Here is a 14,845-nt window from a genome sequence, read left to right on the forward strand (position 1 = left end):
TCAGAAATAGATAAAAAACAGTCAAAAAGTAGGGAGGTGTCATTTTAATCATATTGTTGTATAAATATTGATTAAATCAGGACATTTACCACGTCAGATCTATTCAAGTCACTCCATAATTATTGATTAAATTCAGTGTAAGTTTCTTGCATAATCTAACGAGAAACCTAGACTTTTTTGAATAATTTCGAAATATAATAATTGAGAACTTGAAATGAAACGCTCTATAGTCAATCAAATAATGTCTGAGGCTGACAAATATATCCAATCTTTTGGCTTCAAATTACCTCCTTTTGCTTATTGGTCGCCTCTACAAATGAAACAGCAAAAAGCTGAGATACAAGGAATTATCGAAGCTGGTCTTGGTTGGGATATTACTGATTATGGTCAGGGAGACTTTGAGAATCTAGGGCTATTTCTGTTTACATTACGTAATGGCAAGCAACAAGATTTAAAGAATGGCGGTGGCATGTGCTATGCCGAAAAGATAATGATCTCTCGTGAGAATCAAATATCGCCTATGCATCATCATTTACTCAAAGCAGAAGATATTATTAATCGCGGTGGAGCAACTCTAATTCTAAAACTTTATGAATCTGATAAATCAGGGAATATTGATCAAAAATCAGATGTTCGAGTATCCACCGATGGTGTTTTAAGAACATTAGGAGCAGGGGATATACTCGAACTTGAACCGGGTGAAAGTGTTACTTTAATGCCTGGTATGTGGCACTCATTTACCTCTAAAGGTGGAGATGTCCTTATTGGTGAGGTTTCTACAGTCAATGACGATACTACCGATAATTATTTTAAAGACCCTATTGGGCGTTTCGCTGATATTGAAGAAGACGAAGAACCCTTGCATTTATTGGTGTCTGATTATCAGAAATGGTTAAACTAGCCTGTTAAAATCGAAATAGATTTACCTTTTTAATGATCACTCTATAAGTGACTAAATCTGCTTCCACTGAATGCTCAACAATAAATTCCGCATTGTGAATATCATTAGACAAAGCTAGTTGCTTTGCACCCTCCAAGTCATAACCATAATCTAGCCAGCGGTCGATTAATGTTGTTTTGACTGTGTCAATATCAGGTTTGAGGAATATCTTTAAGTCGTAAATCTTATTTAGTTTTGACCAAGATTCTAATTTCAACAGTAGGTAATTTCTCTCAACAATCAGGATACGACGATCTGCAGGAATCGTTTTGGCGTCTGGAATAGTTTCGTCGCTTTGCTGATTGAGCGAAGGGATGTTGATTAATTTATTCGCACAGCTTTAAGATTTGATCAGCTTCACAAAGCCTTGGCTGTCAAAGGTACTTTCTGCAACTTTTCGGTGTAGCAGCTGAAGTTTTCAAGGGTGTCATTTCAGAGCATGCATGGGCGCACAATCTCATCGTCTTTGTCTAGTAGTGTTGCTCCGTGCATTTGACCTGATAGCCCGATGCCTATAACTGCAGACATTTGTCTGGCATGGGATTGTTTGATGCTATCTAACGTTGCTTTAGTAGCCTCAATCCAGTCTTCGGGATTTTGTTCTGACCATCCAGTATGTGGACGAGATATTTTGATAGAGTGATGTGCCGTCGCAATGATATTTTGGCTTTCATCTATGAGCAGTGATTTCACTCCCGATGTGCCAATATCAATACCTATATACATAATTGATGTTTACTCAGTGAAGGTGACTAGTAAGCATGAGTAAAGTGTCATTAGCATGTTATGAAATTACTGACTAAATCTGATTTTGCTTTGTTTTCTGTAGTCGCTTGGTGTCATGTTTTTTATTTCAATAAAGCGGCGATTAAAATTAGCCACATTGTTGTATCCAACGTGATAGCAAATGGTACTGACGTATTGATCGGTTTCCATCAATAACTGGCAGGCTTTGTTTATTCGCAGTCTATTGACGAAACCAGTAAAGGTATTGCCAGAGGCTTTTCTGAAATAGCGAGAAAATTGACTACTATCCATTCCAGTTTCTTTGGCAATATCTGCCATAGAAAACTGGCTTGAGTAATTTTGCGTGATGTAATCTACAACATCACTGATACGCTTCATAGATGCGTCATTATCAAAGCTTTGAATCTGAGTGTTAGACAGTAATTGATAATCTGTAGTCTCAGATAAAGTTAAGATTAACTCCAGAAATGCATTGAAGCGTCTTATTCCTGTTGAGTTTTTGATTTGACTTAACTGCTGTTCGGCATAGTCACTGATACCAAAAAACTCAATACCATTTTTGGCTCTGTCTAAAAGAGGGATTGCCTGTTTTAGTTCCGGTAGGTACTCACAAGATTTACGAAACGGTTCGCCTAAAAACTGTAAAACAAAATCTCTTCTGGCAACGCCTTCTTCCGGGATATCTGTTGAAATCCAGTTATGAGGTAAGCGCGGTCCAGTAAGCACTAAATTGCCTGGTTTGAAGGAGCCAATATAGTCTCCAACAAACATTTTCCCACTGGTATCGGTAATTAAATGCAATTCATATTCTTCATGATGATGCCATCGAATCAGGTCATTAGGCGCGCCATGTTCCAGACATCGAAGGTAGCCATAGGAACCTGTTGGTTCATAACCTTGCGTCGCATTTCGCTGAAAGTCCTGTTCAAGTGTTGGTGTATATTTAGAAGAATTATTTCTCATTTTCAATTCCAAAGTTAAGTTCTTAAGTCGTTGGTATTAATTTACATCCCCAGTTAAGTACAAAAACCTGATAAAAATATTTACAATAAAAATCTATTAAACATTATTTAGATTATAGCATTTTTAGTCACCCCCCACCTTTTAGGGGGTTTCTATATAAATGTTATAGACTGCTATTTGTCTAAACTCTTGTTTATAAATGCTTTATAAACAAATTACAAATAACAGCTAAATAGGTATTAATAAGCTCTTAAGATTTTTCAATAAAAGCGTTTACCCGGGCGTAGGCTTTTATTAATGCTTCTAATAAAGTGGGATTTCCAGCCAGGTCTCCAAACAAAAGTTTGTCATCAGCAAAAGCTTGAACAATGTCATCCGAAGAAACGATTCTTTGTGCGTTTTCTGCGCTCATCATGGCATCTTCATATTCAAAGTTGATTTCACCTTTCTGTTCTCTCACTAAAAATGCGAGAAATAGGGCAGGTAAAACCGCCACACTGTCGATAGATCGACCTGCTTTTATGGCATCCTGTATGGTGGGCAATATGAAACTTGGAATCTTGGAATAAGCATCCATCACCACTCGTTGATTGGTATCTAGAATATTAGGATTACTAAACCTTTCAAGAACAGTGTCTCGATACTTTTCCAAATCTATAGGGCTTGGAGATTCAGCGCTGGTTAGACAAGGAATAACATCATTAGTCACATAATCAAAGGCTAGTTGACGAACTTCTGGGTCGTTTGTTCCCTGATGAATGTATTGATATCCACGCAATGTTCCTGCCCAGGCAATGCAAGAGTGAGTCGCATTCAAAACCCTGATTTTTGCTTCTTCATAAGGTTCTACATCTTCAACCATCTCAACATCGACAAGCTCCCATGATGGGCGGCCCGCAATGAAATCATCTTCGATAACCCACTGGGTGAAACTCTCTCCCATTAATGCTGCTTCATCCTTTCTGTCAGTAGCTGCAAAAACACGTTCGATAATATCTGGCGTTGGTCTAGGTGTGATGCGATCAACCATTGAATTTGGAGAACTGGTATGAGTTTTAACCCATTCCAATAAGTCTGTATCGCCAATGCGTTCTATATACTCAAGCAGTGCATTTTTGAATTTTTCTCCATTACTACGAACATTGTCACAATTAAGTAAGGTGACAGGCTCACCATGGCTAGCCATTCGCGCACGTAATAATTGCGTCATGGTTCCATAAATTGTGCATGGCGCGTTTCCCGCTAAATCGCTCTGTAAATCCTTATAGCTATCATCCAGTTTAAAATCACCGTCCAGATAATATCCGGCTTCCGTTACGGTAAAAGAGATGATTTTAGTATTTTCATTTGCGGCAATTTCTGTGATGCCTTTCATATCTTTTTCCCAATCCACAATATGTTTAATGGATTGAATCAATTGATATTTATGTTCACCAGCAGGGCTAACCGTTTCCAGCATGTACTCGTTATTTTGAGATTTTAAAATTTCAACAACTGCCTGCATGTCCGATCTTATATTACCTGCAGCAATCTCCCATTGTGTCTCACCGATATCATGTAAGTTTTGCATATACATGGCTTGATGCGCACGATGAAATGAGCCTAAGCCCAAATGTAATTGAATTAAAGTGTCAGAATTTTTCATATTTAATTTAGCCTTATGCTAGGTGTAAAACTTTTCCATCATTATCAAAGTAATGAACAATGTCATCGGACCAATTAACACCTACTGTGTCACCTAGCTTTAATGTAGTTCTTTGATATGAGCGAATGATGAGCGGATCAGGACTTTGATCACCAAGATTAAGGTGGATTAATGTTTCGTTACCTAATGATTCAACCAATACAACTTTACCTGTTAAACGTGAATCATCTGAAATACTTAAATGCTCTGGACGTATACCAGCAAATGAACTGCCGGCTGGAACATTTTGCAGTAATGCTGCTGGAACAATATTCATCTGAGGCATACCGATAAACTGCGCTACAAAACGGTTTGCTGGTTTGTCGTATAGCTCAAGTGGCGTTCCTACTTGTTCGATTATTCCATCGCGCAAAACGACCACTCGATCAGCCAATGTCATTGCTTCAACCTGGTCATGCGTTACGTAAATAGTAGTCGCACCTAAATCACGATGTAATTGCGCAATCTCAACACGTGTCTGTCCACGAAGGGCAGCATCGAGGTTAGATAATGGCTCATCGAATAAGAAGATTTTTGGGTGACGAACAATGGCGCGACCAATGGCTACACGCTGACGTTGTCCACCAGACAAAGCTCCAGGTTTACGCTTCAAGTATTGGGTTAAATCAAGCTTATCTGCAGCTTCCTTCACGAGTTTATCGATTTTACCCTGGTCTACTTTTGCCAATCTCAATGCAAACGACATGTTGTCTTCCACTGTCATATGCGGATATAAAGCATATGACTGAAACACCATGGCTAAGTCACGCTTTGATGATGGCGTTTCTGTGATGTCTACTCCATCCAGAATCAATTTACCTTTATTGATAACTTCCAAACCAGCAATCATGCGAAGTAGCGTTGATTTACCACAACCAGACGGACCAACAAATACGATGAATTCACCAGGCTCGATATTTAAATCAATGCCTTTAATCGCATGATGGTCACCGTAATACTTTTCTACTTTTTGAAGTTCTAAAAATGACATTTTCTATTACCTTAAATTTTTAATAACAGCGATATTTCGCAAACGTATTTATTGATTATTTAACAGCACCAAAGGTGAGTCCCTGAACTAACTGCTTCTGGCTAAACCAACCGAATACAATGATTGGACCAATCGCCATTAATGAAGCGGCTGAAAGTTTTGCCCAGAACAAGCCTTCAGGACTTGAATAAGAGGCAACTAAAACCGCTAGCGTGCCTGCATTGGCGGAAGTTAGATTCAACGCCCAAAAGGCTTCATTCCATGAAAGAACCAAACAGAGTAAACCGGTTGAGGCCATGCCGCCCATTGCCAGTGGCAATAGAACGTGACGGAATTCTTCCCATAAACTTGCGCCATCCATTCTTGAAGCTTCAAGTATTTCATGTGGTATATCTTTGAAATTTGAATACAGCATCCAAACCATTATCGGTAAATTGGACATGGTAAAAACAATGATCAGAGCAATTTGGCTATCCAGTAAACCCACCCATTGGAAAAGTAAATAAACCGGAAGCAATGCACCAACCGCAGGCATGAACTTAGTTGAAAGCATCCACACCATAATGTTTTTGGTTTGTATCGTTGGTGAAAATGCAAAACTATAAGCTGATGGAACTGCAATGATTAATCCTAGAATTGTTGATACAACACTGGTGATTAATGAATTCATGGCAAATCGCATATAGTCGCTTCGCTCTTGTACTTCAGTAAAGTTTTCCAAAGTTGGTTCGAAGACCCATAACGAAGGTACAGCAATTGCTTGTAACTCTGTTTTAAAGGCAGTCACCATTAAAAAAAGTAGTGGGAAAAACACAATAAATGCAACAAGCCATGAGGCAACTGTTCTTGTGACAAATAATGCGTTCCAATCGTATTTAGAGATTTTCATAGTAGTTATCCATTAATTATCAAGATTTTTTCCGATCATACGGATCAGAATGATTGCAACGACATTGGCCAAGATAATGGCGAAAATTGCACCGGCAGAGGCCGCACCCACATCAAAGTTCATTAGTGCTTCCTGAAAAATCAAGAATGCTAAGTTGGTACTTTCCGTTCCGGGTCCACCCGAAGTGGTGGTAAATATTTCGGCGAATACACTCAACAAGAAAATAACTTCGATCATGATCACGACCGCAATAGAGCGTGCCATGTGGGGTAAGTATAAAAATCTCAGCTGTTGGAAATAGGTCGCTCCATCCATGCGTGAGGCTTCTAACTGCTCCCTATCCATAGATTGTAAAGCGGTAATGAAAATTAGGCAGGCAAATGGCATCCATTGCCAGCTAAGCATGATGATAATGGAACCCAGTGGTATCTCTGTTAACCAGTCAATTGGCTCTAGTCCAAAGAAGCCTGATATCTGTGCGAATACACCATAGATGGGATTCATCATCATGTGCTTCCAAAGTAATGCATTTACTGTAGGCATTACAAAGAAAGGCGAAATTAATAAAATTCTGACAAACGATTGCCCGGGAAAAGGGCTGTTGATCAGAAGTGCTATTGCAAGTCCGAAACCAACAGTAATTATTACAACGCTACCTAATAAAATAAGCGTGTTAAATACTGAATCCATAAACGCTGGATTGGTAATAAAGAAATCATAATTTTCCCAGCCAGCGAAGCCCGAAATTTCTGGGGACATTAGATTGTAGCGAATTAATGAGAAATAGATCGTCATCCCTAAAGGAACTAGCATCCAGATTAATAAGGTCACTACAGCAGGACTCATTAATAGACGAGGTAAAAATCTACTTTCGGTTGCGTTTGAAGACATAGTAATAATTCCGTTTACAGAATTGGGGGTTTAAAAAGTACTGGCACATCGATATGCACCAGTACTGCTTTTTTACATAAAACTAGAGTCTAGCGAGTAAATCTATATAGATTTCTAACTAGGTTTCTAACTGAGTTCTGTTGAGTTGAATAACTCTGATTGCAGAACCCAGTGTAGAAACATTAAGTACAATGAGTTATTAGCTTAGTAATATTTAGCTTTTTTCATTGTACGATCTGCAGCAGTTTGAGACTTGGCAAGTGCTTCTTTAACGGTTATTTTACCCGCTAGCGCTGAACTCATTTGCTGACCAACAGCGACACCAATTGATTGGAACTCAGGGATTGCAGCAAACTGAACACCAACATATGGAGACTGATTGAATGTACTGTCTTCTGGGTTAGCGCTCAGGATAGCCGCTAATTCAGCAGTAGCAAATTTAGCTGCTTCAAGGAACTTAGGGTTCTCATAAGTAGAAGCGCGAGTTCCTGTAGGTACATTATTCCAACCAACGTTTTCACCAATGTAGTTCACGTAGTCTTTAGAGGTTGCCCACTCAAGAAACTTCATTGCTTCAGCAGTTTTCTTAGAAGAAGCAGGAACAGCTAGAGACCAAGCCCATAACCAGTTCTTTCCTTTCGCAGTCTTCTTAGAAGGTGCTTGAGCAAATTCAATAACGTCTGCAACTTTAGATTGCTTAGGGTCAGATACGAAAGATGCAGCGATAGTCGCATCAATCCACATACCACATTTGCCTTCGTTGATTAGCGCAAGAATCTCGTTGAAGCTATTGTTAGCAGATCCTGGAGGGCCGTATTTAGTGAGTAAATCAACGTAGAAGCTAACTGCTGCTTCCCACTCAGGTGAATCTAACTGTGGCTTCCAGTCCATTCCGAACCACTGTGCGCCAAAGCTATTTGCTAGAGTTGTGATAAACGCCATGTTATCACCCCATCCTGGCTTGCCACGTAAACAAATACCGTAAACACCTTCGTCTGGGTTGTGAATACCTTTGACGATTTGTTCAACATCATCCCAGGTAGGGCTGCTTGGCATATTTAATCCTGCTTTCTTAACAAGATCACCACGATACATAATCATTGAACTCTCACCGTAGAAAGGCGCAGCATATAGCTTACCTTCTGCAGAAAGACCTTTTCTCACTGCTGGGAAAATATCATCAACAGCGTAATCATCGCTGAACTTCAGCTCAGTTAACCAACCTTTCTTACCCCAGATTGGTGCTTCGTACATACCGATAGTCATGATATCAAATTGACCACCTTTGGTAGCGATATCAGTTGTAACACGTGAACGAAGTACACCTTCTTCTAAAGTGACCCACTTCAATTTAATATCAGGGTTTGCTTTTTCGAATGCATCTGTATGCTTCTGCATTTCAACCATATGACCGTTATTTACAGTAGCAATTACTAGCTCAGTTTCGGCATGTGCAATTGTTGCAGCGGTCATTAATAAAGTGCCAGCGAATGCGGCTACTATTTTCTTCAGTTCCATTCTTACTCTCTCCTTTGGATTGTATTATTACTATAGACAAGATTTAACGAATTTTGACTAAACTCTGTAATTAGCCTTACCTAAGTGCAGTAAGATTAGCAGTAACATTTAATTTGGATTGATACTGAAAAACATAGTTGTAATACTTTTTTGACTGATATTGCCGTAACTAATACAAAAGTATGCAGAAAAAGCTTAACTTTTATGAACTTACGTTGAAAACTCAATAGATACTATAAATTGAAAAGAATATGGGGTAGCTAAATTTACTATAAGTTTTTATAAGGTGTCGCCTTGGAATAGACGGTGTGGCGACATTAGGAACGATCTTAATCGCACTGGTTTTTGTTGTTGTTACTAGCTTAAACATGGGTAACTGCATTAGAGTATATGAGTTAATTATAGGTCACCCCCCTACTTTTAATGGGTTTTTTTAAGTCCAGTATCAGGGAATGGCTGTAATTAAGCCCTATGCATGAAAGTATTACTTTCGTGCATAGGGCATACAGTGCTTAAAGTAAAATGATGTTTAATGGAGCTTCAAACGTGGCTTTAAACCACGGTTGGTAATCCAGTTGGCGATCGTCATTAAAATTTCACGGGTGTAGCCGTGCAAAGCGATTAAATGCATTCTATAAAGTGATTTATAAACCATTCTTGCTACAAAGCCTTCCACACTCATGCTTCCTGACCAACGACCCATGAGGTTCCCCATTAAATTACCGACCGTGCTGTAATGCCCTAGATTTACTAATGAGCCGTAATCAACATAACGATACTCGGGTAGATTCGTTTTTCCGGCTAATCGATATTTCAAGGTTTTCACAAGTAGTGAGGCTTGTTGATGCGCAGCCTGCGCTCTTGGTGGAACAAAACCTTCTTCTCCTATCAAGGGGCAACTGGCGCAATCTCCGAAAGCAAAAATATTTTCATCGTTAGTGGTTTGTAAGGTGGTTTTCACCAATAACTGATTAATCGCATTCGTTTCCAGACCATCAATCGTAGTAAGAAAATTAGGTGCTTTAATACCTGCTGCCCAGACCATGGTTTCAGCGGGAATAAATTTCCCCGAGTGCGTAATTAAGCCTTCTTTTTTGGCTTCAACCACGCGTTCATCAGTCATCACTTCGATGTTTAGTTTTCGAAGTTCTTCTAGTGCGGCATCTGATAATCGTTTTGGTAAAGCGGGTAAAATACTGGGTGAAGCTTCGATAATGGTTATTTTAATATCCCGGCTTGCTTCGAGTTTATCAAAACCAAAAGCAATTAATTTCTTGGTGGCACCGTGTAATTCTGCCGCTAACTCTATACCGGTAGCGCCGGCGCCGACGATAGCAACATGCAATTGGCCCGGTCTTAATTCCTGAGTGCGGTTTTGTGCTCTGAGCATTTTTCGCATCAGGTAGCTTTGGAAGTTATTGGCCTCTTCCAAGGTATCAAGGAATTTACAATACTCAACCACACCTTTGGTATTGAAGTGTTTGGTCAAACTGCCGACTGCCAAAATTAACGTATCGTACTTTAGTGATCGGCGTGGAATGGTTTCTTCCTCGTCATCATCCAGCGTAGGGGCAATCGAAATTTCTTTTGCTTGTGGATCGACATGGTCCACATAGCCCAGTTGAAAGTTATAGTGATGACGATGCGCGTGATCAATGTATTCCATGGCTTCGATCGATGAATTCAGCGTTCCGGCAGCAATCTCATGGAGTAATGGTTTCCAGATGTGTGTCAATTTTGCATCGACCAAAGTGACCTTAGCCTGATTATGCTTACCGACGGAATCACCTAATTTTTTTGCCAGCTCAGCACCACCGGCACCTCCGCCTACGATGACAATATGATGCGGACTATTTTTTGTATTCATGTTTGATTATTCAATATTTTTAGAGGGAAATATGGTGAGGAGTATATCAATACTAACTGCCTGGCACTCAATATATGCCAGGTACTTAATATGAAGACACCCCCGTACTTTGAGCGTTTTTTTAAGGATGAACTGTAAAAGTAATAGATTCAGAAATTAAGCAGTATCATTAAATTCATGCAAAAGGAAAACCACGATAAGGAATACACGCTAGCTCATCCACTGTCCACCATCGACATTGTATGTTTGCGCGACAATATAATCTGCGTCACTGCTGGCTAGGAAAACAGCCATTCCTGTCAAATCTTCAGCAACGCCCATTCTTCCATAAGGCACGCTCTTGCCAACCTGTTGTTTCTTTTCGCCAGGCTTAAGGTTTTCATGTTTGGCAAAAAAAGAATCAACCATATCCCAATGCTCACCATCCACCACGCCGGGTGAAATAGCATTGACATTGATGCCGTGTTTTATCAAATCAAGTCCTGTCGATTGGGTCAGACTGATAATAGCTGCTTTGGTCGAACAATAAATGGCAACCAAAGGCTCACCGCGACGACCTGCCTGACTCGCCATATTTATGATTTTACCTCCTGCGCCGCGTTTAATCATGTGCTTTGCAACAGCTTGTAACATGAAGAGTGTGCCTGATACATTGACCGCATAGAGTTTCTCGTAGTCATTGCGCTCAATTTCTATCGTAGGCGCAGCGCTGAAAAGTGCCGCATTGTTAATCAAAATATCGATCTTGCCTAACTGCTGAATAGATTCGGCAACACAAGCGTCAATACTTTCTTGCTGGGTTACATCAAGACCAATAGCAATGCTATTTTCACCGAGCTCTTTAGCTGTTGCCTGCGCCTGTTCGATATTGATGTCGGCTATTACTACCTTGGCACCTTCATCAATGTAACGTTTAGCAAAGCTACGCCCGATGCCTCTTGCAGACCCTGTAATTAAGGCGACGCGACCCTCTAGGCGTTTAGCGCTCATTCAATTTTCCCTTTTTGGTGTTAGAAATGAAATTAATGAGATCTTAGTGACAAAATTTAACTGTCACTAGATGAAATTCAATACTTCGGTCTTTGTCGGCAAATCAGCACCTTGTCGAGAGCAGGTGATTGCTGCCGCAGCAGCTGAGAAGTTACCAATCTCTTTTAGTTTGTTTTCGTCGAGCTGTTCGGACCAATCATTACCATATTGCGCAAATAAGCCACCGACTGAATCCAGTAATGCCGCTTGATAAGTATCACCTGCACCAACAGTATCTATAACTTTTATTTTAGGCGTTTCAAGATTCGTGTGGGCTTGGGCACTCCATAGCGAGCTTCCTTCTCCACCTCTGGTTAGTACGATTAGTTTCAGTCCAGTCGCTAACCATTTCTGGATGATTTCTTCTGGCGCAGTGTCTGGATACATCAATTCTAAATCTTCATCGCTGACTTTCACGATATCCGCAAGGCTAACTAATTCATCAACCCTGTTTTGCCAGACTTTCATATCAGGTTCGACGATCGCTCTGATATTAGGATCGAGAGAAATTAAGCACTTGCCTGAATATTTCTTAACCAGAGACAGTAAAGAATCTGCGGTAGGTTGAGAAACAATACTATAAGAACCAAGGTGTATCGCGATGGGGTCATCTATATCAAAATTAATATCATCAGATGTTATCGAACGGTCAGCAGTACCTTCCCCATAGAAGGAGTAGGTCGGCACGCCATTTTTATCTTTTTCGACAAAGGCAACGGTTGTCGGCAACGACTTTTTTACAATCAATTCTTGCGAAACATTCTCTTCTTCAAGAACAGTACTCAAACGTTTACCAAACATATCGTTAGATATTCCGGTGAATAAAGCGGCAGATTGTCCGAGCCTTGCCAGTCCAATCGCAACATTGAAAGGTGATCCACCCACACATGCCTGCATTGGAAAACTTTCAGCTGGGGGGCGCTGATTATCTTCTACAAAAATATCAATAAGTGCTTCACCACAAATTACAAACATAACTACCTCTAGCTTTAAAAATACATAAGTTAAGTTCAGATTATCATCATTTTTTGAATTGCGTGAATACTCTAATGACAGATAAATATAGGGGAAATATGAATATATTTTTTAGGGAACTAATTTGGATTGTTGCAACTACGTATAAACCGAATCAGTAAAAAGTTTGATAATTTCTTTTAAAAACATATGGTTAGTTAAGTATTTTGCCACTTTGCAGAAAACGTAACTTATTCAAATTGCTACTATTTTCATCTATTCGCTAAAAATTTAGATAAGACACTGATACGGATTATTACAAGAATATGACAAATCGGGTAAAGCATTGTGCAACTGAGTATCACTTATGACAAAACTTAATGTTTAGAATTGCTTTATCTATTTGTAGGTACTTCAAAGAAATTAAATTTTGACGTAATTAAACTTTTTTAATCTGTAAATAAACGGATGTAAGAAGAAAAATATACCCTTTATTTACCCTCTTTTCTTTGAAGTCTTTACCAAACAGAACTCTTACTTTCCAAATTCGGGGTAAGTTAAATTTAATATGAAAATTAACAAGGAAGAGACATGAAAAACAAATTAAGCATAGCGATAGCTTTTGGCCTGAGCACAATGTGTATAGCAACATCTGGATACTCAGCAGGACATGAAAAGATGGGTAAAAGCTTCAGTATTGGTGGTGATGTCGAGCTAGACATTATTGCATCTGAAGATGAAAACGATAGCAACTTTGATCACGGCGGCAGAATTAAACTGAACGCTGTTGGCATGGTAACGAATGATAACGGTTACTTCGGTAAAGGTGTTGCACAACCACTAGTTCTATTTAACCCTGGCGATACGAATATTCTTATCGAGCAAGAAACGACTACTTATCCTGGTAATGACGCAATAGAAGTTGATGATCTTTATTTCCAGTTTGGTAAAACTAATACATGGGATGTTCAAATCGGTCGTTTTGAGGCAATCAACTTAGTACCGTTAGGAAAAGATACCTTAGTTGCAAACGTTGGTGGCGTACAGGTATACGAGGCTAATATCGCTCGCGGTAGAAAAGATGATGTTTTACACACAGCATTCCACGTTGGTAATTCAGACAAGTTCCTATTTGAATTAGGTGTAATGGCTAACAAAAGTGGTGATGATGAGTTTACAGCGATCCGTCCTGCGATGACTTACAACTTCGGAAACATAAAGCTTCATGCTGGTTTAGAAAGTATCAGCGACAATGATTCAGACTTTGATGGATTTGGTATTGGTGCTGGCTTTAAATTAGGCGGTGGCGATTTAAATGTTAGTTATGCTCATGGTGAGCATGAGAATGATGATGAGGTAGATACATTTGCAGTGAACTATACCATAGGTGGATTTGGTGCTGGTTATCTTCATTCTGAAGCTGATGGAGCTGGTTCTGACGATCCGTCTGTGGACACATTATACGCAGCTTACACTATGCCTTTGCTTAACTTGAAAGATGCAAGCGTAACTTTCGCGGTAAATACTTCTAAAGCAGATAATGTTGGTGACAACGATACATTAAACGCTGCAAAGCTTCGTTTTAACTACACATTCTAATTGTAGTTAGTTACAAAATTTATAGCTGCGTTAAGTAAACCCTACCCCGAGTTTATTAGTGGCATAAGTTACAGTCTTTTTCATCGAATACTGGGGCATGAATTCTCTTCTCTCAATGGGGCCATTGGGAGAAGAGAACACGCTTTTTTCTGAGATTTTCTTTTTCAGTTATCTGTTCTTTTCTTTTCTTAAGAATATAGCCAATCGCTATTTATCGAGCTCTTCCACTCCTAGCACTTAATTTGGAAGATACCAGGCTACCTTGATTGCTACTTGTTGATCTTACTTCCGGACTTCTAAAGCTTTCTGAATTACTAGGACCATAATTTACAGTTGTCGGGCTAGAGTAATTAACCTTATCAGCTGTATAAGAGCCCGTCGAACAAGCGCTTAGGATGAAAGGTGCAGCTACAATTAATATAAGTTTATTCATTTTTGTTACCTCAATTTTTTAGATAAATAAGTATTTGTTTGTCATCAGTTAAAACGCTTAATAAATAAAATTAGACGCACGCTGTGAAAAAAGCAGGAGATGTAATAAAAATGGGGAGTGAGAATCAAGCTCACTTATATCTATGACTGTGAGCTTTAATAAGCTAAAAAAAGTTAAAAAAGAGCGAGACGTTTACTATTAATGATTAGTTTTATTTAAAAAGAGAAACTGAGGAAGAAGCTAATAAAAAGTGCCTTAAAGTAGGGGGGTGACCTCACTACTGTCCCACAGTTTACCATTAGAAAGCGAACTTCATCTGAGGCTCGCTTTTCTTATGTCT

At 39.4% G+C, this 14,845-nt stretch carries 13 protein-coding genes; 2 read left to right on the plus strand and 11 right to left on the minus strand.

The window, feature by feature from the left end:
* The first annotated feature begins 214 nt into the window (after positions 1–214).
* Positions 215–901, plus strand: coding sequence for a D-lyxose/D-mannose family sugar isomerase (locus Q1A31_RS17020; protein WP_299879551.1), 687 nt, complete (start codon positions 215–217; stop codon positions 899–901).
* A gap of 4 nt (positions 902–905) precedes the next feature.
* Here the strand turns inward: Q1A31_RS17020 and Q1A31_RS17025 are convergent, their stop codons facing one another.
* The 11 genes from Q1A31_RS17025 to Q1A31_RS17075 all read right to left on the minus strand — a co-directional run bounded on the left by Q1A31_RS17025 (position 906) and on the right by Q1A31_RS17075 (position 12,494).
* On the minus strand, positions 906–1,157 hold the full coding sequence (locus Q1A31_RS17025) for a hypothetical protein (protein ID WP_299879553.1): 252 nt from the start codon (positions 1,155–1,157) through the stop codon (positions 906–908).
* Positions 1,158–1,372: 215 nt separating this feature from the next.
* Complete coding sequence (locus Q1A31_RS17030) at positions 1,373–1,666, minus strand: FGGY family carbohydrate kinase (RefSeq protein WP_299879555.1); 294 nt, start codon at positions 1,664–1,666, stop codon at positions 1,373–1,375.
* Between the two features lie 66 nt (positions 1,667–1,732).
* Entirely contained in the window at positions 1,733–2,650 is a 918-nt protein-coding gene (locus Q1A31_RS17035; protein WP_299879557.1) for an AraC family transcriptional regulator, read from the minus strand.
* A 250-nt stretch (positions 2,651–2,900) separates the two neighbouring features.
* Entirely contained in the window at positions 2,901–4,295 is a 1,395-nt protein-coding gene (gene dalD / locus Q1A31_RS17040) for a D-arabinitol 4-dehydrogenase (RefSeq protein WP_299879559.1), read from the minus strand.
* Positions 4,296–4,308: 13 nt separating this feature from the next.
* Positions 4,309–5,325 carry an ABC transporter ATP-binding protein gene (locus Q1A31_RS17045; protein ID WP_299879562.1) on the minus strand — a complete coding sequence of 339 codons (1,017 nt, stop codon included), beginning with the start codon at positions 5,323–5,325 and terminating at the stop codon, positions 4,309–4,311.
* Positions 5,326–5,380: 55 nt separating this feature from the next.
* A complete protein-coding gene (locus Q1A31_RS17050; RefSeq protein WP_299879567.1) occupies positions 5,381–6,214 on the minus strand; it encodes a carbohydrate ABC transporter permease in 834 nt (277 codons plus the stop codon).
* Positions 6,215–6,226: 12 nt separating this feature from the next.
* Positions 6,227–7,105 carry a carbohydrate ABC transporter permease gene (locus Q1A31_RS17055; RefSeq protein WP_299879570.1) on the minus strand — a complete coding sequence of 293 codons (879 nt, stop codon included), beginning with the start codon at positions 7,103–7,105 and terminating at the stop codon, positions 6,227–6,229.
* 204 nt (positions 7,106–7,309) lie between these two features.
* Positions 7,310–8,623: a sugar ABC transporter substrate-binding protein gene (locus Q1A31_RS17060; RefSeq protein WP_299879573.1), complete on the minus strand. Its 1,314-nt coding sequence runs from the start codon at positions 8,621–8,623 to the stop codon at positions 7,310–7,312.
* A 529-nt stretch (positions 8,624–9,152) separates the two neighbouring features.
* A complete protein-coding gene (locus Q1A31_RS17065; RefSeq protein WP_299879576.1) occupies positions 9,153–10,490 on the minus strand; it encodes an NAD(P)/FAD-dependent oxidoreductase in 1,338 nt (445 codons plus the stop codon).
* A gap of 210 nt (positions 10,491–10,700) precedes the next feature.
* Positions 10,701–11,480, minus strand: a complete 780-nt coding sequence (locus tag Q1A31_RS17070; protein WP_299879579.1) for an L-iditol 2-dehydrogenase — start codon at positions 11,478–11,480, stop codon at positions 10,701–10,703.
* Positions 11,481–11,546: 66 nt separating this feature from the next.
* A complete protein-coding gene (locus tag Q1A31_RS17075) occupies positions 11,547–12,494 on the minus strand; it encodes a carbohydrate kinase (protein ID WP_299879582.1) in 948 nt (315 codons plus the stop codon).
* Between the two features lie 570 nt (positions 12,495–13,064).
* Here Q1A31_RS17075 and Q1A31_RS17080 point away from each other — a divergent pair.
* Positions 13,065–14,072, plus strand: a complete 1,008-nt coding sequence (locus tag Q1A31_RS17080) for a carbohydrate porin (protein WP_299879587.1) — start codon at positions 13,065–13,067, stop codon at positions 14,070–14,072.
* The last annotated feature ends 773 nt before the right edge of the window (positions 14,073–14,845 follow it).

The organism is uncultured Cocleimonas sp. (assembly GCF_947495625.1).
In the GTDB taxonomy this organism is placed as follows: domain Bacteria; phylum Pseudomonadota; class Gammaproteobacteria; order Thiotrichales; family Thiotrichaceae; genus Cocleimonas.